Here is a 19,717-nt window from a genome sequence, read left to right as displayed (position 1 = left end):
TGTGTGTACAGATTTTTCCAGGTATGCTTCAAACAGACGACGTAATCATTGTTGGGGGCGGCCTTGCCGGCTTAACCGCTGCCACTCACCTTTCGCGTGCTGGTATAAAGGTAACCCTATTCGAAAAACACCCCTACCCACAACATAAAGTCTGCGGAGAATACATCTCTAATGAAGTTTTGCCCTATTTGAGGGAACTCAACGCTGATCCTTCTGTCTTAAAACCTTCACAGCTAAACCGATTTGAGTTTTCAAGTCGCAAAGGCACATTGATATCCTCAATGCTACCTTTAGGAGGATTTGGATTAAGTCGTTATGCCTTAGACCAATTCCTAATGCAAAAAGCTTTTAAGGAAGGTTGCAACATTGTCCAGGACACGGTTGTTGCCATAGAGTACCAGCAAGACCATTTTGAAGTAACAACATCACAAAATGGAATATACAAAGCTCCTTACGTGATAGGTGCCTATGGAAAAAGGGCTGGCCTGGACCAAAAGTTGGATCGGGAGTTCATCAAACACAAATCTCCATGGCTTGCTGTCAAAGCACATTACAGTGGTAGTTTCGACCCATCTCTTGTAGCATTGCACCATTTTGAGGGTGGATATTGTGGCGTTTCGACGGTGGAAAAAGATGTCATTAACATCTGTTATTTAACCGACTATAAAACATTTAAAACCTACCGCAGCATCGCTGACTTCCAGCACCAGGTATTGTATAAAAACGCTTATCTGCAAAACATCCTGGAGAACAGCCGGATGATTTTCGATGCACCTTTGAGTATTAGTCAGATTTCTTTTGAAGAGAAAGAAGCCGTCAAAAATCATGTGCTAATGGTGGGTGATGCCGCAGGTTTAATACATCCATTATGTGGAAACGGGCTAAGTATGGCCATCCTTGGTGCTAAAATTGCCTCCACCCAACTCATACGCCATTTCGAAAACAAACAACCCTCGCGTGCGAGTTTGGAACAGCATTATACTCATGAATGGAAAAGGCATTTTAGCCAAAGACTGGCCATGGGCAAACACCTATCTGCCATTTTGCGAAACGACTTCTTGTCTTCGCTTCTAACGGCCGCTTTGGCGAGGTTTCCTTTCATACTACCCCATTTGATAAAAAAAACCCATGGCCATTGACACTACCTACCGATCTCAGGAACCAGAGATCATGGACGACTTTAATCTGGAAGGCGAAACCTTAAAAGATGCACTTGATAAAATTGCCGATATAAACAGATTGCTTGGTGGCAACTCCGTTACCCTTGACGGTGTAAAAAAGCTGTTGAAAGACAGACCGGAAACCACAGGCCTAATCCGTATACTTGATGTTGGATGCGGGAATGGTGATATGCTACGTACAATTGCAGATTATGCGCGGAATAATAATATAAGTTGCGAACTGTCTGGTATGGATGCCAACGCGTTTACCATTAGCCATGCGCAACAATTATCAACCAACTATCCGGAAATCAACTATCGCTGTGCTGACATTTTTAAAGACCTGAATGGTAATCAGCAATACGATGTTATCCTTTGCACTCTCACCTTACATCACTTCAAAGACGAAGATATATTAACATTACTGCAAGGTTTCAGCAAACACAGCCGTGTGGGATTTGTTATTAATGACCTGCACCGGTCTGCAATTGCTTATTACCTGTTTAAAGCGTTATGTTTTATGTTTAGGTTGAATTATATGTCGCGGGAGGACGGACTCATTTCCATTCTACGAGGATTTAAAAAGAAAGATTTACAGGCATACTCCAAACAGTTGAAGTTTGCGAACGACAGAATCAAATGGAAATGGGCATTCAGGTATCAATGGATAGTAAAAACTTATGGTCAAGATAAACACAGTTAACAAAACCTTACCTGGAAACAAAAGAACAACATCAGAAATTCTCCCTTTTTTAGATGGATGGCTACACGGACAGGACGATCGCTTTATAAAAAAGGTGAAAAAGATTTTTGAGAACTCGGCCGTAGATGAAAGGTATTCCTTTATGTCGCCAGCGGAGGTGTTTTCACTTACATCTTTTGAAGCCCGGAACAATCTTTATATGGAACAAAGTATTGAGCTAGGTACCGAGTGCCTTCAAGGTGCCTTAACTAAAGCCAATTGGACGGCTAAGGATCTGGACTACCTCATTACAGTGAGTTGTACAGGCATCATGATTCCCTCGCTGGATGCGCATCTCATCAATAACCTGCAGATGCGACAAGATGTTGTACGCCTGCCGGTTACAGAAATGGGTTGTGCGGCAGGTGTTGCAGGCATGATCTATGCACGTAACTTCCTCAAAGCCAACCCAGGTAAACGAGCGGCCTTAATAGCAGTTGAATCCCCAACGGCCACTTTCCAGTTAAAAGATTATTCTATGACCAATGTGGTTAGTGCCGCCATTTTTGGTGACGGTGTGGCTTGCGCACTGCTTTCATCATGTGATGATGATGAAGGTCCAGTGATTCTTGACGATAGTATGTATCATTTTACCGAGTCGACCAACCTGATGGGTTTTAAGCTCACGGATACAGGATTAAAAATGATATTAGATATTGATGTTCCCGAAGTAATTGAGGCTAATTTTCCCGCTATTATTTTTCCTTTTCTTGAAAGAAATGGCCTTGGCATCGCCGATATCGACCATCTCATTTTTCACCCTGGGGGCAAGAAAATTATACATGTTGTAGAATCTTTGTTTAGCGAGCTAGGCAAAAATATAAATGATACAAAAGAAGTGTTACGTTTGTACGGAAACATGTCAAGTGCCACAGTACTCTATGTATTAGAACGCATGATGGACAAAAAGCCTGCGCCTGGCGAAAAAGGTTTAATGTTGAGCTTTGGACCTGGCTTTACGGCGCAGCGTATTTTATTACAATGGTAAATTATATACTCGATGAAACAAGAAGAAATTTTAGCCCGGTTACCTTACAGCCCTCCCTTTTTATTTGTAGATGAATTGTTAAGTATTGACGAAAATGGCTGTACCGGAACTTATACATACAGTCCAGAACTTGACTTTTATAAAGGCCATTTTAAAGATCACCCAGTTACACCAGGGGTTATTCTAACCGAAACCATGGCACAGATTGGTTTAGTATGTCTTGGTATTTTCCTTACCGGTGAAGTTGCCAGCGGAAGCAGCAGCCATGTCATGTTAACCTCTACCGCTATTGATTTTGTAAAGCCAGTTTTTCCGGGAGAAAAAGTAACTGTGATTGCAGAAAAAGTGTATTTTAGGTTTAAGAAATTACATTGCAACGTGCAGATGCAAAACAAGGAAGGTGAAGTTGTTTGTAAAGGAACAATCTCAGGCATGGTAACCACTAAATTAAATGGCTAATCGGGTAGTTGTAACCGGTCTTGGTGTGGTAGCTCCAAACGGAGCAGGGATTTCTCAATTCACAACCTCCCTTAAGCAAGGTAAGTCAGGTATTCAACACCTGCCGCTCCTTGAAGATTTAAATTTTTCTTGCCAGATTGCAGGAATACCAACGCTCCCCTCTACACTGATCGCTAACTACTTCAATGATTTAGAACTTCGCAACTTTAATAGCAGCGGCATTACCTATGGTGTAATTGCAGGCATGGAAGCCTGGAACGATGCGGGTTTGCCCATATCTCCTGCTGAAGCGCCCGATTGGGAAAGTGGTACTATCTTCGGTACGGGTACATCTGGAATCGACAAATTCAGGGAGGCCATCTATAAAGTAGACCAGTTAAACGCCCGCCGCATTGGTAGCACTGTTGTTATTCAAACTATGAACAGCGGTGTGAGTGCATACTTAGGCGGCAAGCTGGGCTTGGGTAACCAGGTGAGTACCAACTCGGCCGCCTGCAGCACAGGCGTAGAAAGTATATTGATGTGCTACGAAAAGATTAAGTCAGGGCAGGCTTTGCGCATGCTCGCCGGCAGCACGAGCGATAGTGGACCATATATATGGGCTGGATTTGATGCCATGAAGGTTTGTACATTTAAACACAATCACAGTCCTACAACGGGCTCAAGGCCCATGAGTGCCACCGCCAGTGGTTTTGTTCCTGGTAGTGGCGCCGGAGCGCTTGTGCTTGAAAATTTGCGTACCGCACAAGAACGTGGCGCATATATATATGCAGAAGTATTAGGGGGGCATATCAACTCAGGTGGTCAACGTGGGGGCGGCACAATGACTGCCCCTAATCATACAGCTGTGCAACAATGCATTAAGCGTGCCCTGCAGAATGCAGGTGTAAACTCCAGGGAATTAGACGTGATTAACGGCCACCTTACTGCCACCATGATGGATAGCACGGAATTGAAAAACTGGAGCACCGCCCTTGATAGAAAAGGACAGGATTTTCCGTATATTAACACACTAAAAGGCATGACGGGTCATTGCCTCAGTGCAGCTGGCAGTATAGAGTGTGTGGCTTCCGTTTTACAGATAAACGAGGACTTTTTGTTTCCAAATGTAAATTGCGAAGATCTGAACCCGGAAATTGAAGCTTGCGTAGCCAGTGACAAAATACCGCAGCAGTGCCTACCAATGGAAATTAACCTGCTGGCGAAAGCAAGCTTTGGGTTTGGAGATGTGAACGCTTGTCTACTATTAAAAAAATATAATCATGACGAAAACTGAATTACTTGCACGCCTAAAACCAATCGTAGCCACTTACACGCAGGATAAGACCGCATTGGATACCTTAAACGAGGATACCGATTTCATAAAAGACTTAAAAATCAATTCAGCCAACCTGGTTGACGTGGTACTGGATGTAGAGGAAGAATTTGGCATTGAGATAGACAATGCGGCGATGGAGAAAATGCTGACTGTTAAAGCAGCCATAGAAATTGTTGAACTTAAACTACAGGAAGATGATCGGAAATGATATCGTGGATCTACGCACAGCAAAGCAAGAAAGCAATTGGCAGCGAAAAGGCTTCCTTAACAAAGTATTTACACCAGCAGAACAAAATCTGATTTTAAAAAGTGCCACGCCAGACATATTGGTCTGGCTTCTCTGGAGTATGAAGGAAGCGGCCTACAAAATCTATTCTAAAGAGACGGGCATCCGCAACTATGCACCTACATCTTTAGTATGCACATTACATGACCTTGACGGCCAGAGGAGCAGTGGAGAGGTTACTATTGCAGGTCGCAAGTATTATTCCCGAAGCAGCCTTCACAATACTTTTATCCATACCATATGTGCCGACAGCATGGTTATGTTGCGACAAATTAAGGTATCTATACAGGGTGCAACCCATATTACTGATTTGTTTTCTCCAGCCATCTGCCAGAGTCATCATGGGGCCTACCTTGCACAGGTATATCTTAATCCAGGTTCTCTTCGATCAATAGGTTAATAATACCGTCGGCTAAACCTACACGAGGAACGTGCAATTGCTTAATACCTGTCCATTTCATAATGGTGATGAAGATTTCCGCTGCCGGAATAATCACATCTGCACGATCGGGATTCAAACCCAGCACCTGTATGCGTTCTTTAAGCGAATGACTATTTAAATGGTTGTACAAGCTCTTTAATTTTAAAAAGGACAAAGGAGTACCCTCTTTTTCCTTCGAAAGCTTAAACAATTTATTGATATTCCCTCCAGTACCAATCCCCATCAAGTTTTTATGGTCTTTAGTTTGCTCTTTAATCCACGCGCGCATCTCTTCCCAGGTTTCCTCTTTATCTTGATTATCGAGAATCCTTATGGTGCCAATATCAAAGGAATGCGAGGCAACAGGTACCTTATTGACAAAAACTGAAAGCTCAGTACTACCCCCACCCACATCTATATACAAGTAGCTTTTGTGGATATCAAGATTATCTTCAATATGATTATGATAGATGATATTTGCTTCTCTTTGTCCGTGAATGATTTCCAGATCTAGTCCTGCTTCTGCCTTAACTCTTGCAATCAACTCCGCCCCGTTCCTAGCTTCGCGCATAGCTGATGTAGCACAGGCAAGGTATGCCGACACTTGGTAAACGTCCATTAAGTTTTTGAAAGCCACCATTGTTTTCACGAGGTCGTTTGCTTTCCGTACAGAGATATTATGGTCAAGGAAAGCGTCATCGCCTAAACGTAAGGGTACACGAACCAACGTATTTTTTTTATAACCGTATTCACCTTCATCATGAGTAATATCGGCAATCATAAGCCTTACGGCGTTAGAACCTATATCAATTGCTGCGTATCGTAACATTAATTCTGTTGATGTTTATTTTTTAGATAATTATAAGTCTGCACCTGCGCCCTAACCTTGGTGCCAAGCCTGTTTTTATGGTATCGATTATTGTTCAATTTGGTAATGTCTCTTGCTTTAACGTTATCCTGTAATTGGAAGTCGATGATATCTCTGATTTCCTGGCGGACATCATCGTCAAGTACTGGAAAGCCTACTTCTACACGGTGTTCAAAATTACGGCTCATTAAATCAGCAGAGGATAAATACATTTCTTCCTTACCCTGATTTCCAAAGATGTAAACCCTCGCATGTTCCAAAAACTTATCAATAATACTAATAACAGTAATATTTTCGCTGAAACCTTTGATGCCTGGTATCAGACAACATATACCACGAACAATCAATTTCACTTTTACTCCTGCATTGCTGGCCTGGTATAATTTATTCACCACGCCTTCATCAGCAAGGCTGTTTACTTTCAATAACAAGTAAGCTGGTTTGCCTGCTTTGGCACTCCTGATTTCACGGTCTATTAACCGATAAAATTTATTTCTTGATTCCAACGGGGAAACAATGAGGTGTTTGAAGCCTTTAGCGACGGTATGGTTGTTTAGAGCCTTAAACAACTTCACCAGGTCCCGGGTTATTTCCTTTTTTGCTGTAAAAATACTGTGGTCACAATAGAGCTTAGCAGTCTTTTCATTAAAGTTCCCTGTAGCTAAATTGGCATAATACATCACCCGACCACGTTCTATTCTTTTAACAAGGCAAATTTTTGAATGCACCTTGTAATCAGTTAAACCGTAATTAACATGTACACCCTCTTCTTCGAGGCGGTTTGACCAATAAATATTTGCATTTTCATCAAATCTTGCCTTAAGCTCCACAACCACTTTTACCAATTTCCCATTTTTAGCCGCATTGATCAAGGCATTTATAACCCTAGAGTTCTCTGCCAGGCGGTAGAGGGTAATATTTATCTCTGTAACCTTAGGATCGATGGCCGCTTCTCTCAAAAAAAGAATAATATAATCGTACGACTGGTAAGGAAGATTGATAAGGTAGTCTTTGGCAGCAATTTTATTAATAATGCTTTCTGTACGGTGTAAACCAAATACTTTTAGTGGAGGCGTTGGTGGGTATTCCAGCGAAGGAGAGCCGACGTTAGGAAAACGAATGAAATCGCCAAAACGGTGGTAACGGTTACCTGGAATTAAACTTTCGGCTTCAATCTTTATTTTAGCCACCAATACGCTTAACATATCAAATGGCATTTCGGTATCATAAAGTAAACGCATGGGTTTACCCTTGCGCCTTTTTTCAAGACTTGCTTTGAGCTCCTCAATAAATTTATCGCTGATATTTTTGTCAATATCCAATTCCGCATCACGCGTTACCTGAATAGAATAGGCATCAAGTTCATCATAATCAAATATGTAGAAAATATCATCCATGCAGTATTTGATGATATCTTCAGCCAGGATAATAAATTTTAAACCATTTGTTTCCGGTAATATTAAGAATCTTGGCAAATCCTGAGGCAGTTCAATTAAAGCATAACGCTGATGTTTTGATCCTTTTTTAAAAACCCGTACAAAAAAGTATAAATAACGGTCTTTTAGCTCGGGGAAAGGTTTGTCCAGATCAATTAAAATTGGAACCAGGTTGGATAGTATGCGGTCTCTGAAGTGATTTCGCACGAACTCGCCCCTTGATACATTAAGCTGGGTATCATTAAGAATAAATATTCGGTTTTGAGCCAACTCATTAATGAGTGTGGCCTGGAAGAGTTGCTCAAAGCGACGTTCCTGTTTAACTACAATATTTTTTATCTCATTGAGTACTTTTTTAGGGTTAAATCCCAGCAAAGCTTTTGATTTTTCATTTAAGTTGGCCAGCCGGTTAATTGTAGCCACCCTAACGCGATAAAATTCATCGAGGTTTGACGAAAATATAGACAAGAATTTAATCCTTTCTATTAAAGGAACCGACTCGTCTGCCGCCTCCTGGAGCACCCGCTCGTTAAAATACAACCAGCTGATTTCTCTGTTTAGAAAAGGAACTTTCTTTTTCGCCATGTAGATAGAATATAATATCAGTTCAATATCGAATGTCTCAAAACTGAATATTTTAATGTTAAGTATATATTAATTATGGCTTATGCAGGCTCGGTCGTTTCTGGCATCTCTGGATCTTGGGGAAATACCTCAGTTTTAGGTTTGGTTCTAGAAGCCCGTTTTTTTACTACAGGGGTAGTTGTATTAGCAGGTCCATTTTTTGTTAAAGCCTTTTTAACATGTGCTTCTGAGCTAATCGGCGTAACCTTAACGCTTTGTGCAATAGGTTTTGCTTTAGGAACTACACCGTCAACATTTTCAACTCGCCTCCTGCCCCTTTTAGCTTTTACTGGTTTACCGGCATCTTCAGGTTTTGTAGTCCACTTATCTTGGTTAACATCGGTTTTTTCCTTTTGGGTATTGGGTAATCTTTTGTCCTTTTTAACTTTGGGTGTTTCTTCCAAACCAACTGTCTGTTTTACCTTTTTTACACTTTTTGCTAATTTTTTCGCAATCTTTTTTCCAGTTTTAGAAATATCATCACCAACTTTTTCGGCATCTAGGCCCAACTGGCTAATTACTTCCAGGAATCTTTTCCTTAAAGTTTTTTCTAAATCCCTTTTTACTGCTTTTTTGGCAACTTTTTTTTGCACTTTTGACTTATTGGTTTTCATAAGATCTATATTTTTACAGGATTGCCCGTTGACTATAAATTTAACAATTTTTCATTCTAAAGCTATTATCATGCCCACTTTTGACATTGTAAGTAAAGTCGATCCACAGACATTCGACAACGCGATGAACAACGCAAAAAAAGAGATTTTAAACCGTTATGATTTCAGTACTTCAAAGAGCACGATAGAACATGATAAAAAAACAAATATCATTACCATCGTTACTGAAGATGACATGCGTCTGAAGGCCATTCAGGACTCCATTATATCAAGGATGACTAAACAAAACCTGGATGCAAAAAGTCTTGACTTCGGAAAAGAGCAATATGCCTCTGGAAACATGATAAGAAAAGAGATTACGGTAAAAGAGGGAATCGATAAAGAAACAGCAAAAAAAATAGTGGCAAAAATTAAAGCCAGCGGATTAAAAGTACAGGCCTCTATGATGGATGACCAGGTGCGTGTACAAAGTAAAAACATAGACGACTTGCAGCGTGTAATCGCTCTATGTAAAAGCGAAGATTTTGGTCAGCCTTTACAATTTATCAACATGCGAAACTAATAAAAAAGCGGCTTTTCATGATGTAGAAAAGCCGCATTTCACTTGTTTATTGTTTATATTAACTCTGACAACGCAGCTTTCGTAAAGCCTCTCAGCTCATCTGTACGGTTGTCTTTAATCTTCTCTACCCAATTCGGATCGGCCAACAATGGACGGCCTACTGCAACCAAATCAAATTCTCCACGGTCCATTCTTTTTAACAATTCGTCTAAAGAACTTGGTTCGGAACTTTCCCCTGCAAAAGCAGCCAAAAATTCGCCAGTTAACCCAACAGAACCTACGGTAATGGTTGGCTGACCAGTTATCTTTTTTGCCCAACCGGCAAAATTTAAATCAGAACCTGCAAACTCAGGTTCCCAGAAACGGCGTTGTGAGCAATGGAAAATATCCACCCCTGCTTCTGCCAATGGGTTTAGCCATGCTTCCATTTCCTGAGGCGTTTTTGCTAGTTTAAAGTTATAATCCTGAGGTTTAAACTGAGATAGTCGAATGATAACGGCAAAATCTTCACCAACTTGTTTCCTAACTTCTTTAATTACTTCAATGGCAAAACGATTGCGTAATGGCAAAGTTGCGCCGCCATATTCATCTGTACGCTCGTTGGTGCCTTCCCAGAAAAACTGGTCTATCAGATAACCATGGGCACCATGAATTTCTACACAATCAAAGCCCAGACGTTTTGCATCGGCGGCTGAACGGCCATAGGCAGCAATAGCATCAGCAATATCCGTTTCGGTCATTGCTACGCCTTGCTTAACACCTGGTTTAAACAATCCTGATGGACCTTCAAACGGCCCACTTGGCAACCACCCTGAGTAGTGATTTTCCATCACACCCATATGCCAGATCTGTGGCCCCATTTGTGCACCACCTTCATGTACTTCATTGATTACATGTTGCCAACCGTTTAAAGCGGCTTCACCATAGAAATGGGGGATGTCTTTGTCGTTTGATGATGCCGGACGGTCGATCACTGTACCTTCAGAAAGAATTAAACCAACTTCTCCTTCCGCCCTGCGACGGTAATAAGCGGCAACTTCTGGTGTAGGTACCCCATCAGGGGAAAAAGATCGCGTCATTGGGGCCATGACGATTCTGTTTTTTATATTTAATGACTTGAAGCTAAAAGGTCTAAATAAGCTATCTGTTTTCATAATGATATTCAATACTGTTTATAAGTCTTTTTCGATCAGCTTAGTTAAGGTCTGAAATGCGGCTTCATTTCGCTTATAATAGGTCCACTGGCCTACCCTGGTAGCTTCGATTAAACCTGTACGTTGTAATACGCCCAGGTATTCAGATACCGTAGATTGGGTTAAACCAGCTTTTTTATGTATTTGCCCAACGCATACCCCATGGTCATATCCATTCTCCTGGTCGGGAAAATGCAATTCCGGCGATTTAAGCCATTGCAAAATCTGCAACCTGGATTTATTAGACAATGCCTTAAAGATTTCTAATTGATCCATGCTACAAATGTATATCGATATTTTCCGATATCCCAATTAACAGCATTGTTATGACAGTATTTAAACAGTTTTCACATCGCCTTCACTATAATCTCTGATATCAGTGATATATCCATTAATTATTAGGAAGTCAAATAAAGGTTTAGCATCAGGGGTAACCGGCATATTGGCGCTGGTGATTACTTTATTTGTTTTTTTGTCCAAGAAAGGATAGGCAAAAAGTTTCACGTTTTTACTAAACATATCACTCACATAGCTTAATAGCTGACTACTGTAGTTTTCGCCGAAATTACTGGAGTTAAATACAAACTTAAGGTTATTTATATTGGTAGAAATGCCGACACTTTTAGGTTTGCAACGATCCAGATACTTAGCCAGCTTATTGTGACGTGCAAAGTTGGAAACAATAACAAGGTTACCAGTTTTGCACATTTCTTCTGCACGTTTGGCTACTGCTTCTAAATCGAGATTCTCCGTCCAGTTTTCCTCGGTAGTTAAAACATTTGATAAAAGTACCTCAATTAAAACCCTCAGATTTTCCTGTTTCACTGATTCGGTTCTTACGAATTGTTCTACCGCCTTATTTAGCATGCTAAAATTAGGGTTTGATTTCTGAGCATACTTAGTACGCAAAATCATAATATCTTTTTTATACAAAAGATCCTTTGGTAAACACGGGTGTCCATCCGAATTGAAGATAGCCGCGTTGGAAAAGTCCTTTACAATAAGGTAAAGGTTCAACAGGATGTTGTTAACAGACTTAAATGCCGGACCATGAACAGAGATTAGATCAATCTCTACCGAGCCAACTGTCAGGTTATCGGCAAGAGACTCTATCATGGTTTTAGGATCATGATTGAAGTAAAAAGCCGCATAAACCAAGTTAACACCAATGATGCCTAAAACATTTTGTTGCAGAGCTGCATCAGTATCCAGTAGACGAACATGGAAAAATATTTCATTTGGCTCACCCCCACGCTCAGACTGAAACTTTATACCAATCCAACCATGAGGGTCATTAGATTTGTTATAATTTAAGGTAGTAACCGTATCTGCGAAGGCAAAAAAGGTTCTATCATCGTATTTTTCACCGCTCAGCCGCTCGTTTAACAGGTCGTATTCGTGGTTAAGCATCTTGGTCAAACGCGACTGACTTACGTATCTACCACTTTTTTCTGCACCATAAATAGCGTCACTAAATGTCATGTCATAAGCGGACATTGTTTTTGCTACCGTTCCTGATGCTGCACCGGCGGTAAAAAAGTTCCTGGCAACTTCCTGTCCTGCACCTATTTCAGCAAAGGTTCCGTAAATCTTTTGATTTAAATTTATCTTTAAGGCTTTACGCTTTGTATCCAGAATTTCTCTTTCCATGGCGCAAAAATAGGACAAACCAGCCTAATTACAGACAGAAATTTGTTTATCTTGCTAATCTGATGTTAAACGTAAACAATTTAGAAATTCAGTTTCGTAATGAGGAAGATCATACTTTGGTCAAGGCTGTTAAAAAAATCAGCTTTAAAGTTGATCCAGGAAAAGTGCTCGGTATTGTTGGAGAATCAGGTTCTGGAAAGTCTGTAACCTCCTTTTCCATTATGCGCCTTCTTCCACAAAGTAACACGGAAATTAAGGGGGATATTAAATTTCACGACATTAACCTGTTAAACATTAGTGAAGCTGACCTCAGGCATTACCGGGGAAACAAAATCTCTATGATTTTTCAGGAGCCAATGACATCACTAAACCCGGTGTTTACTTGTGGCTTTCAGGTGATTGAGGCAATAATGCTTCACCAGCATATAGATAAAACTCAGGCTAAAGCAAAAACCCTCAGCTTGTTTAAAGAAGTGCAATTGCCTTTTCCAGAGCAGATGCTTGAACGCTACCCTCACCAGTTGTCTGGAGGGCAAAAGCAGCGGGTAATGATTGCCATGGCTTTAAGCTGTAATCCGGAATTATTAATTGCAGATGAACCCACGACTGCTTTGGACGTAACCGTTCAAAAAACAATTTTGCAGTTGTTGCTGAAATTAAAGGAGGAACGCCAAATGGGGATGATTTTCATATCTCATGATCTGGCTGTGATTAATGAGGTTGCAGATGAAGTAGCAGTAATGTATCATGGCGAAATTGTAGAACAGGGTAATTCGGCCGATCTTTTCAGTAACCCAAAACATCCTTATACCAAGGGTTTGCTCGCCTGCCGGCCAGCACCTGAACGTCAACTTAAAGTATTGCCTACCATAACTGATTTTATGCAGGGTAGCGAGGAAAAAAGTGTAAAACATCTTCTGGAAAGTAACACCTACACTACAGAAGAAATTAAGGAAAGAAGGAAGCAGCTGTATCAGCAAGCGCCTCTGCTTGAAGTAGAGAACCTATGTACCTGGTTCCCGGTTAACAAAGGGCTATTTAATCGTACCGAAATCTACATAAAAGCGGTTAACAACATCAGCTTTAAGGTATACCCTGGTGAAACCTTAGGACTCGTTGGAGAATCAGGCTGTGGTAAAACCACTCTTGGCAGAAGTATATTAAGGTTAACGGAGCCTACATCTGGAACCGTCAGGTACTTGGGCAAAGATTTATTGAAGTTGAATGGTAACGACCTTCGTAAAACCAGGCGCGACCTGCAGATTATATTCCAGGACCCTTACTCTGCTTTAAATCCACGACTAACCGTAGGGCAAGCAATCATAGAACCTTTACAGGTACACCAGCTTTTTGGCAACGACCAGCAACGTAAGGCACATGTATTACATCTAATGAACAAGGTTAACCTGAAAGAGGAGCATTACGATCGTTATCCACATGAATTTTCTGGTGGACAGCGACAACGCATTGTTATTGCGCGTGCTCTTGCTCTTGAGCCTAAATTTATTATCTGTGATGAATCGGTCTCCGCATTAGATGTATCGATACAGGCGCAAGTATTAAATCTGCTTAAACAACTGCAACAGGAAATGGGCTTAACCTATATTTTTATTTCACATGACCTGGCGGTGGTAAAACATATTTCTGACCGCATGATCGTGATGAATAAAGGGCAGGTAATAGAACAAGGATTTCCTGACGATATTTACAATCGCCCACAAGAGGCTTATACCAGGAAGTTAATTGATGCGATTCCCGGGATCGGTTATTTCCGCTGAGCCAACCTGGTTTTGTTTCTGAGAAAGCTTCATAATTGCAGTGTATATTTCACGCCTGATTTCTCTCTCTTTCTGCTTGTCGTATTTGTTTAGTAATACCTGAACCTTAAACGTCGCTTCGTCTTTATTTATAGAAAGGGTTTTAATCGACAAGCCATCCAGAACCAAATAGTCAGCATAACCAACCACAACCTTTTTCAGATAGTTTTCCAAGTATTCGGGAGTGTAACCAAAGTGTAATAGAATGTGAAACTCGACACTCAGTTTCCTGATATTTTGTTTGCTTTGGTTTACAATAACCGAACTGAATACCACCGAGTTTGGAATAATCACCATATCATTGTCTTCGTTCTGCAAAATCATGTTGATTAATGTAATATCAAGAATCTTTCCTTCAATCTCCCCCACTTTGATGTGATCACCTAACGACAACTGGTCTGAGAACATGATAATTAATCCGTTAATCATGTTGGTGATATAATCTTTAAAAGTCAGTGCAATAGCAGCTGCAACGATAGTGATGCTGGTTAAAAATGCTTTAGGGTCATTTCCCATAAACACTATAAAAGCAAGTGCAAAGAACACAACATTCAAAATAGATTCAATGCGATCTATGCCAAGGATAAAGTTGTCTTTGATATTTGACTTGAGCCGGTGCTTTTTAATATACCAGACTATGATAACCAGTCGCAAAAGCGAAACTGTCAGACTTGGACCCAGGAAAATAAAAAGTCCACTGGTTAACTGCTGAATAAAAATAGATTCATCATATAATGATGGTTTGTAAATCCGGAAATAAACCAGCGCTGCATAGATAACCGCTTTAACAAGAATGACTATAAATTCATTCCTTGTCTTTCTTTCTTTTACCGTAAACATATCGAATTATTAACCACTTAGGTACCTTAAACAGACTAACAAATGTAGCAAAAACCGCATTATATCCCATCAAATTGTTACCTTCGGGTGATTCATAAATTAGTTATGGCAAAAAACAAAACATCAAACTTAACCCAGGTCCTCACACAATTGATTGGCGATGTGTTGAGCAAAAGCAAAGAGCCACTTAATTACAAACAAGTATCTGCGCAATTAAACATTACTGACAGTGCTTCCAGAGAAACGATTTTAGAAGTTTTAAAAGAACAAACACATAAAGGCATATTTATAGAACCTGAAAAGGGGAAATTCCTGTTAAAAGATCTGAAAACGTTCATCATTGGCAGGGTGGATATTACTGCAGATGGCTCCGGCTATGTGGTACCAGACGACGAATTTGAAAAAGACATTTACGTATCAGCTCGCAAGCTTCATAATGCCCTGCACGGGGATAAAGTAAAGGTCTATATTTTTGCAAAGAAAAGTGGCCGTAAAAATGAAGGCGAAGTGGTTGAAATCATTGAGCGTGCAAAAACAGACTTCATTGGTGTTATCCGTATCTCAGAACGTTTCGCGTTTGTTGCTATCGATGACCGTAAAATGCTACACGACATCTTTGTTCCTTTGACAGATCTTAATGGCGCTAAAAATGGACAGAAGGTACAGGTGAGCATTACTGATTGGCCTGAGGAAGCAAAAAATCCTATTGGTAAAGTGATCCATATACTTGGTCAACAAGGGGAAAACGATACAGAAATGAATGCGATCCTTGCACAATACGGTTTCCCTTTGGCATTCCCTGCAGAAGTAGAAAAGGAAGCCGACAACATACCTGAACAAGTTTCTGAAAAGGATCTTGAGGGTCGTAGAGATTTCAGAGATACCGTAACTTTCACCATTGACCCTGCGGATGCCAAGGACTTTGATGATGCAATATCCTTCAAAAAACTAGATAATGGACATTATGAAATCGGAGTGCATATTGCCGATGTATCATACTATGTTACTCCTAATAGTGCTTTAGACAAAGAAGCATATTCCCGCGCTACATCAGTATACCTTGTTGACCGGGTAATTCCTATGTTACCCGAACGCTTAAGTAATGGCGTGTGCTCCTTACGTCCAAATGAAGATAAACTTTGTTTTGCCGCAGTTTTCGAAATTGACGACAAAGCAAACATCCACTCTGAATGGTTTGGCCGAACGGTAATCAATTCCAATACCAGGTTCAGCTATGAAGAAGCCCAGGAAGTAATTGAAAACAAGGAGGGAAAACACGTAGAGGAGATACTAAAGCTAAACGAACTGGCTTATATCCTGAGAGAAAGAAAATTTAAAGCAGGCGCTATAAGTTTTGAAAGTACTGAAGTGAAGTTCAAACTGGATGAAAATGGAAAACCCATTGGCGTTTACGTAAAAGAGCGGAAAGATGCCCATAAACTGATAGAAGACTTCATGTTATTGGCCAACAAAAAGGTTGCAGAATTTGTGTCAAAAAAAGGAAAAGGAAAACAGAAATATACCTTCGTTTACCGATCACATGATTCACCTAACCTGGAAACACTGAATAACTTCGCTTTATTTGCAGCGCGTTTCGGTTATAAAATTAACATGAAATCAGATAAGGAGATTGCAAAATCACTTAATTTCCTGATGGAAGATGTGGAAGGTAAAAAAGAGCAGAACGTACTTACCCAACTCGCTATCCGTTCAATGGCGAAAGCAATTTATACCACAAAAAAAACCAGTCATTACGGCTTGGCTTTTGACCATTACACACATTTTACTTCACCAATCAGGCGTTATCCTGATGTAATGGTGCACAGGTTGCTGGCAAGCTATTTAAATGGAGAAAAATCAGGAGATGAAGAGCAGTTTGAAATCGCCTCATCGCATTCATCGGCAATGGAAAAACGTGCTGCTGATGCTGAACGTGCCTCCATTAAATATAAACAAGTAGAATACCTGGAAGAAAATGTTGGCAATACCTATGCAGGTATCATCTCGGGTGTGACCGAATGGGGAATGTATGTAGAGCTTACAGATAATAAATGCGAGGGTATGGTTAGACTAAGAGATATTGCTGATGATTTTTATGTGTTAGACGAGAAGAACTACTGTATTATAGGACAACGCAAAAAGAAGAAATATCAACTGGGCGACGAAGTGCAGGTTAAAGTGAAGAAAGTAGACCTTTCTAAACGCATGATCGATTTCACCCTGATTAATTAAGAACACGGCAAGAAAGAATGTACACACTTTTTGAATTACAAAGTCGGATTGAAAAAGCCATCGCAGCGATGGACTATCCAAATCATCCGAAAAACTTGTACGCCCCAATCGCGTATATCATGAACCTGGGCGGAAAAAGAATACGCCCGGCACTTGTATTACTCGCTGCCGACTTATTTAAAGGCGACATTGAGGAAGCAATACCAGCGGCATTAGCCATTGAAACCTTCCATAACTTCACACTCATACATGATGATATTATGGATAATGCGCCGCTTCGTCGTGGAAAGCAAACAGTACATGAAAAATGGGGCACCAACAATGCTATCCTCAGTGGCGATGTGATGATGGTAGAAAGCAACAAACAACTAACAAAAGTGAAAGTGGAGGTCTTAAAAGACGTCCTTGACACCTTTAATGCTACCGCACAAGGTGTTTGCGAAGGCCAGCAACTGGACATGGAGTTTGAAATGCGTGAAGATGTGGGCATTACCGAATACATAGACATGATCAGGCTTAAAACTGCAGTTTTAGTAGGTGGCGCTATGAAAATTGGAGCCATCGTTGCTGGTGCCAGTAAAGAAGATGCCTGTCTTATATATGACTTCGGTGAAAATCTTGGCATTGCATTCCAGTTACAGGATGACATCCTCGATGTATACGGAGACCCTGAAAAATTCGGTAAACAAATAGGGGGTGATATTATTGCCAACAAAAAAACATACTTGTTGCTAAAGCTACAGGAACTGGCAGAACAGAAAGACCTGGCTGCATTAGCATCTCATGCGCAAAACACCACTACCCTACCAGCGAAAATTGACAGCATTAAAGCGCTGTATGACGAGTATGATGTGAAAGAATTAGCCTCACAGCAAATGCGAGATTATCTGGACAAGGCTTTTGCTGCTTTAGCAAAGATCAAGGTACCAGACGAACAAAAGAAAGAATTGATCACATTGGCAAATGCATTAATGCACCGGGAGAGTTAGATCTTAGCATTCACAAAAGGCTTCTGTATAACGCAGAAGCCTTTTTTTTGTAAAATTACTCCCCCTTAATTTAACATGTGTTTCACATTCGTAACAGCCTAACGCAAACTTATAAGTGGGATAACTGTTATTTTATCATGAAAGGTTCCAAGATTAAAGTTCTTTTTTTTGACGTTGGTGGTGTTTTGCTAAACAACGGCTGGGGATACCATTCCCGAAAACTGGCATGTAAGCAATTCAATCTCGATCATGAGGAATTGGAAATTCTCCATAATTTTATATTCAATATTTATGAGATAGGAAAAATCACCCTTGACGATTACCTGGATACAGTTGTATTTTATCATCCGCGAAGCTTTTCAAAACAAGAATTTAAGGACTTCATTTTCGCACAGTCCGTTGCATTACCAGACTTTTTACCTTGGCTAAAAGAATGGAAAAAGACTTGTGGTTTTAGTATAATTTCAATAAACAATGAGGGTCGAGAAATCAATAATTACCGAATACAGAAATTTGGTTTACATGATTGTTTTGATGCTTTCATCTCCTCCTGCGAAGTAGGTATGCGCAAGCCAGACCCAGAAATCTTTACCTTAGCGATGGGGATTGCCCAGGTAAGCCACGAAGAGTGTCTTTACTTTGACGACCGGCAAATGATTGTACAAACAGCTTTAAACCTTGGTATATGTAGTTATCATCATCAAGGCTTCCTCAGCACTAGAAAGATCCTTGAAGAAACTCGTTCTTAGGCGCTTATGGCTAGACACTGATTGTAAACAAAAAGAGGCAATTTCCTTATAGGAAATTGCCTCTTTTTTATGCTATTTAAAATAACTTATTCTGCAGATGCAGCTTCAGATTCTACCACTGGAACAGTCACAGCTGCTGCAGGTAAGATAGAAACGTAAGATTTGTTATCTTGTTTCTTTTTGAAAATTACTGTACCATCTACTAAAGCGAACAAAGTATGGTCTTTACCAATACCTACGCCTTTATCAGGATGGTGTTTTGTACCACGTTGACGTACTAAAATGTTTCCAGCAATGGCAGTTTGACCACCAAATATTTTAATACCTAAACGCTTGCTATGCGATTCACGTCCGTTCCTGGAACTACCGGCTCCTTTTTTATGTGCCATGATTTATATTTTATTAACTACCGTATTAATTGGCAATTGATGTTTAACAATAATTATAAACTGATACCAGAGATCTGGATTTTAGTGAAATACTGACGGTGTCCGTTTTTCTTTTTGTAACCTTTTCTACGTTTCTTTTTGAAAACGATAACTTTATCACCTTTTAAATGAGACACGATTTTAGCTGTAACAGTTACGCCAGTTAATGCAGGAGTTCCTACAGAAATTGTACCACCATTTTCAACCAACAATACATTGTCAAATTCAATACTAGCGCCTTCATCTCCTTGCAAACGGTGTACAAAAAGGTGCTGGTCTTTTGCAACTTTGAATTGCTGTCCTGCTATATTTACTATTGCGTACATTGTTAAATAATTATT

21 protein-coding genes are annotated in these 19,717 nt (G+C 40.3%); 12 read left to right on the top strand and 9 right to left on the bottom strand.

The genetic code is table 11. The features are described 5' to 3' along the window. Positions 1-23 precede the first annotated feature (23 nt). The 7 genes from ACR2F3_RS05285 to ACR2F3_RS05255 are packed head-to-tail and all read left to right on the top strand — an operon-like array spanning position 24 to position 5,353. Entirely contained in the window at positions 24-1,139 is a 1,116-nt protein-coding gene (locus tag ACR2F3_RS05285) for an NAD(P)/FAD-dependent oxidoreductase (protein WP_432708933.1), read from the top strand. After that, complete coding sequence (locus ACR2F3_RS05280; protein ID WP_432708932.1) at positions 1,129-1,863, top strand: methyltransferase domain-containing protein; 735 nt, start codon at positions 1,129-1,131, stop codon at positions 1,861-1,863. The genes ACR2F3_RS05285 and ACR2F3_RS05280 overlap by 11 nt, the downstream gene beginning before the upstream one ends. Next, entirely contained in the window at positions 1,841-2,890 is a 1,050-nt protein-coding gene (locus tag ACR2F3_RS05275; protein ID WP_432708931.1) for a type III polyketide synthase, read from the top strand. The genes ACR2F3_RS05280 and ACR2F3_RS05275 overlap by 23 nt, the downstream gene beginning before the upstream one ends. A 12-nt stretch (positions 2,891-2,902) precedes the next feature. After that, positions 2,903-3,349, top strand: coding sequence for a 3-hydroxyacyl-ACP dehydratase FabZ family protein (locus tag ACR2F3_RS05270; RefSeq protein WP_432708930.1), 447 nt, complete (start codon positions 2,903-2,905; stop codon positions 3,347-3,349). Then, complete coding sequence (locus ACR2F3_RS05265) at positions 3,342-4,625, top strand: beta-ketoacyl-[acyl-carrier-protein] synthase family protein (protein ID WP_432708929.1); 1,284 nt, start codon at positions 3,342-3,344, stop codon at positions 4,623-4,625. Before ACR2F3_RS05270 ends, ACR2F3_RS05265 begins: the two co-directional genes overlap by 8 nt. Then, positions 4,612-4,875, top strand: a complete 264-nt coding sequence (locus ACR2F3_RS05260; RefSeq protein WP_432708928.1) for an acyl carrier protein — start codon at positions 4,612-4,614, stop codon at positions 4,873-4,875. Before ACR2F3_RS05265 ends, ACR2F3_RS05260 begins: the two co-directional genes overlap by 14 nt. Continuing rightward, positions 4,862-5,353 (top strand): 4'-phosphopantetheinyl transferase family protein, encoded by a 492-nt coding sequence (locus ACR2F3_RS05255; RefSeq protein WP_432708927.1) that lies wholly within the window; start codon positions 4,862-4,864, stop codon positions 5,351-5,353. The genes ACR2F3_RS05260 and ACR2F3_RS05255 overlap by 14 nt, the downstream gene beginning before the upstream one ends. Here the strand turns inward: ACR2F3_RS05255 and ACR2F3_RS05250 are convergent. The 3 genes from ACR2F3_RS05250 to ACR2F3_RS05240 form a co-directional block, all read right to left on the bottom strand. Further along, the gene (locus tag ACR2F3_RS05250) at positions 5,322-6,203 is read right to left on the bottom strand and encodes an exopolyphosphatase (protein ID WP_432708926.1); all 882 of its coding nucleotides are present in this window, start codon (positions 6,201-6,203) and stop codon (positions 5,322-5,324) included. The two genes, ACR2F3_RS05255 and ACR2F3_RS05250, sit on opposite strands and share 32 nt — an antisense overlap. Further along, on the bottom strand, positions 6,203-8,263 hold the full coding sequence (gene ppk1 / locus ACR2F3_RS05245; protein ID WP_432708925.1) for a polyphosphate kinase 1: 2,061 nt from the start codon (positions 8,261-8,263) through the stop codon (positions 6,203-6,205). The genes ACR2F3_RS05250 and ppk1 overlap by 1 nt, the downstream gene beginning before the upstream one ends. 80 nt (positions 8,264-8,343) lie before the next feature. Beyond that, positions 8,344-8,895, bottom strand: a complete 552-nt coding sequence (locus ACR2F3_RS05240) for a hypothetical protein (protein WP_432708924.1) — start codon at positions 8,893-8,895, stop codon at positions 8,344-8,346. Between the two features lie 91 nt (positions 8,896-8,986). On the opposite strand from ACR2F3_RS05240, the gene ACR2F3_RS05235 reads away from it, so the two are divergent. Further along, positions 8,987-9,478 carry a YajQ family cyclic di-GMP-binding protein gene (locus tag ACR2F3_RS05235; RefSeq protein WP_432708923.1) on the top strand — a complete coding sequence of 164 codons (492 nt, stop codon included), beginning with the start codon at positions 8,987-8,989 and terminating at the stop codon, positions 9,476-9,478. Positions 9,479-9,531: 53 nt separating this feature from the next. Here ACR2F3_RS05235 and ACR2F3_RS05230 read toward each other — a convergent pair whose 3' ends face one another. From ACR2F3_RS05230 to ACR2F3_RS05220, 3 genes are read right to left on the bottom strand one after another with little or no spacing between them, the layout of a single operon-like run. Then, positions 9,532-10,632, bottom strand: a complete 1,101-nt coding sequence (locus ACR2F3_RS05230; protein ID WP_432708922.1) for an NADH:flavin oxidoreductase — start codon at positions 10,630-10,632, stop codon at positions 9,532-9,534. An 18-nt stretch (positions 10,633-10,650) separates the two neighbouring features. Continuing rightward, complete coding sequence (locus ACR2F3_RS05225; RefSeq protein WP_432708921.1) at positions 10,651-10,947, bottom strand: ArsR/SmtB family transcription factor; 297 nt, start codon at positions 10,945-10,947, stop codon at positions 10,651-10,653. Positions 10,948-11,007: 60 nt separating this feature from the next. After that, entirely contained in the window at positions 11,008-12,321 is a 1,314-nt protein-coding gene (locus tag ACR2F3_RS05220; RefSeq protein WP_432708920.1) for a nicotinamide mononucleotide adenylyltransferase, read from the bottom strand. A 62-nt stretch (positions 12,322-12,383) separates the two neighbouring features. Between ACR2F3_RS05220 and ACR2F3_RS05215 the strand changes: the two genes are divergently transcribed. Beyond that, positions 12,384-14,099, top strand: a complete 1,716-nt coding sequence (locus tag ACR2F3_RS05215) for an ABC transporter ATP-binding protein (RefSeq protein WP_432708919.1) — start codon at positions 12,384-12,386, stop codon at positions 14,097-14,099. On the opposite strand, the gene ACR2F3_RS05210 is transcribed toward ACR2F3_RS05215, so the two are convergent. After that, a complete protein-coding gene (locus ACR2F3_RS05210; protein ID WP_432708918.1) occupies positions 14,061-14,978 on the bottom strand; it encodes a mechanosensitive ion channel family protein in 918 nt (305 codons plus the stop codon). The two genes, ACR2F3_RS05215 and ACR2F3_RS05210, sit on opposite strands and share 39 nt — an antisense overlap. Positions 14,979-15,083: 105 nt before the next feature. Between ACR2F3_RS05210 and rnr the strand changes: the two genes are divergently transcribed. The 3 genes from rnr (at position 15,084) to ACR2F3_RS05195 (ending at position 18,948) form a co-directional block, all read left to right on the top strand. Further along, complete coding sequence (gene rnr, locus ACR2F3_RS05205; protein WP_432708917.1) at positions 15,084-17,210, top strand: ribonuclease R; 2,127 nt, start codon at positions 15,084-15,086, stop codon at positions 17,208-17,210. 17 nt (positions 17,211-17,227) lie between these two features. Further along, positions 17,228-18,199, top strand: a complete 972-nt coding sequence (locus tag ACR2F3_RS05200) for a polyprenyl synthetase family protein (protein ID WP_432708916.1) — start codon at positions 17,228-17,230, stop codon at positions 18,197-18,199. Positions 18,200-18,336: 137 nt separating this feature from the next. Beyond that, a complete protein-coding gene (locus ACR2F3_RS05195; protein ID WP_432708915.1) occupies positions 18,337-18,948 on the top strand; it encodes an HAD family hydrolase in 612 nt (203 codons plus the stop codon). A gap of 86 nt (positions 18,949-19,034) precedes the next feature. Here ACR2F3_RS05195 and rpmA read toward each other — a convergent pair whose 3' ends face one another. Both rpmA and rplU read right to left on the bottom strand, forming a co-directional pair. Continuing rightward, a complete protein-coding gene (rpmA, locus tag ACR2F3_RS05190; protein ID WP_432708914.1) occupies positions 19,035-19,337 on the bottom strand; it encodes a 50S ribosomal protein L27 in 303 nt (100 codons plus the stop codon). Between the two features lie 53 nt (positions 19,338-19,390). Then, the gene (gene rplU, locus ACR2F3_RS05185; RefSeq protein WP_432709005.1) at positions 19,391-19,702 is read right to left on the bottom strand and encodes a 50S ribosomal protein L21; all 312 of its coding nucleotides are present in this window, start codon (positions 19,700-19,702) and stop codon (positions 19,391-19,393) included. Between the last annotated feature and the right edge of the window lie 15 nt (positions 19,703-19,717).

Source organism: Pedobacter sp. (assembly GCF_045627485.1).
Lineage (GTDB): Bacteria > Bacteroidota > Bacteroidia > Sphingobacteriales > Sphingobacteriaceae > Pedobacter.
The sequence above is the reverse complement of the archived record's forward strand: the minus strand, read 5'-3'. Positions and strand labels throughout refer to the sequence as shown.

What these genes read in the sequence shown, in the direction of transcription:
- ACR2F3_RS05210 (WP_432708918.1), bottom strand. Translation starts at nt 14,978, where the DNA reads ATGTTTACGGTAAAAGAAAGAAAGACAAGGAATGAATTTATAGTCATT.
- ACR2F3_RS05250 (WP_432708926.1), bottom strand. Translation starts at nt 6,203, where the DNA reads ATGTTACGATACGCAGCAATTGATATAGGTTCTAACGCCGTAAGGCTT.
- ACR2F3_RS05225 (WP_432708921.1), bottom strand. Translation starts at nt 10,947, where the DNA reads ATGGATCAATTAGAAATCTTTAAGGCATTGTCTAATAAATCCAGGTTG.
- ACR2F3_RS05235 (WP_432708923.1), top strand. Translation starts at nt 8,987, where the DNA reads ATGCCCACTTTTGACATTGTAAGTAAAGTCGATCCACAGACATTCGAC.
- ACR2F3_RS05285 (WP_432708933.1), top strand. Translation starts at nt 24, where the DNA reads ATGCTTCAAACAGACGACGTAATCATTGTTGGGGGCGGCCTTGCCGGC.
- rnr (WP_432708917.1), top strand. Translation starts at nt 15,084, where the DNA reads ATGGCAAAAAACAAAACATCAAACTTAACCCAGGTCCTCACACAATTG.
- ACR2F3_RS05265 (WP_432708929.1), top strand. Translation starts at nt 3,342, where the DNA reads ATGGCTAATCGGGTAGTTGTAACCGGTCTTGGTGTGGTAGCTCCAAAC.
- ACR2F3_RS05260 (WP_432708928.1), top strand. Translation starts at nt 4,612, where the DNA reads ATGACGAAAACTGAATTACTTGCACGCCTAAAACCAATCGTAGCCACT.
- ACR2F3_RS05215 (WP_432708919.1), top strand. Translation starts at nt 12,384, where the DNA reads ATGTTAAACGTAAACAATTTAGAAATTCAGTTTCGTAATGAGGAAGAT.
- ACR2F3_RS05255 (WP_432708927.1), top strand. Translation starts at nt 4,862, where the DNA reads ATGATCGGAAATGATATCGTGGATCTACGCACAGCAAAGCAAGAAAGC.
- ACR2F3_RS05230 (WP_432708922.1), bottom strand. Translation starts at nt 10,632, where the DNA reads ATGAAAACAGATAGCTTATTTAGACCTTTTAGCTTCAAGTCATTAAAT.
- rplU (WP_432709005.1), bottom strand. Translation starts at nt 19,702, where the DNA reads ATGTACGCAATAGTAAATATAGCAGGACAGCAATTCAAAGTTGCAAAA.
- rpmA (WP_432708914.1), bottom strand. Translation starts at nt 19,337, where the DNA reads ATGGCACATAAAAAAGGAGCCGGTAGTTCCAGGAACGGACGTGAATCG.
- ACR2F3_RS05220 (WP_432708920.1), bottom strand. Translation starts at nt 12,321, where the DNA reads ATGGAAAGAGAAATTCTGGATACAAAGCGTAAAGCCTTAAAGATAAAT.
- ACR2F3_RS05270 (WP_432708930.1), top strand. Translation starts at nt 2,903, where the DNA reads ATGAAACAAGAAGAAATTTTAGCCCGGTTACCTTACAGCCCTCCCTTT.
- ACR2F3_RS05200 (WP_432708916.1), top strand. Translation starts at nt 17,228, where the DNA reads ATGTACACACTTTTTGAATTACAAAGTCGGATTGAAAAAGCCATCGCA.
- ACR2F3_RS05275 (WP_432708931.1), top strand. Translation starts at nt 1,841, where the DNA reads ATGGTCAAGATAAACACAGTTAACAAAACCTTACCTGGAAACAAAAGA.
- ppk1 (WP_432708925.1), bottom strand. Translation starts at nt 8,263, where the DNA reads ATGGCGAAAAAGAAAGTTCCTTTTCTAAACAGAGAAATCAGCTGGTTG.
- ACR2F3_RS05280 (WP_432708932.1), top strand. Translation starts at nt 1,129, where the DNA reads ATGGCCATTGACACTACCTACCGATCTCAGGAACCAGAGATCATGGAC.
- ACR2F3_RS05195 (WP_432708915.1), top strand. Translation starts at nt 18,337, where the DNA reads ATGAAAGGTTCCAAGATTAAAGTTCTTTTTTTTGACGTTGGTGGTGTT.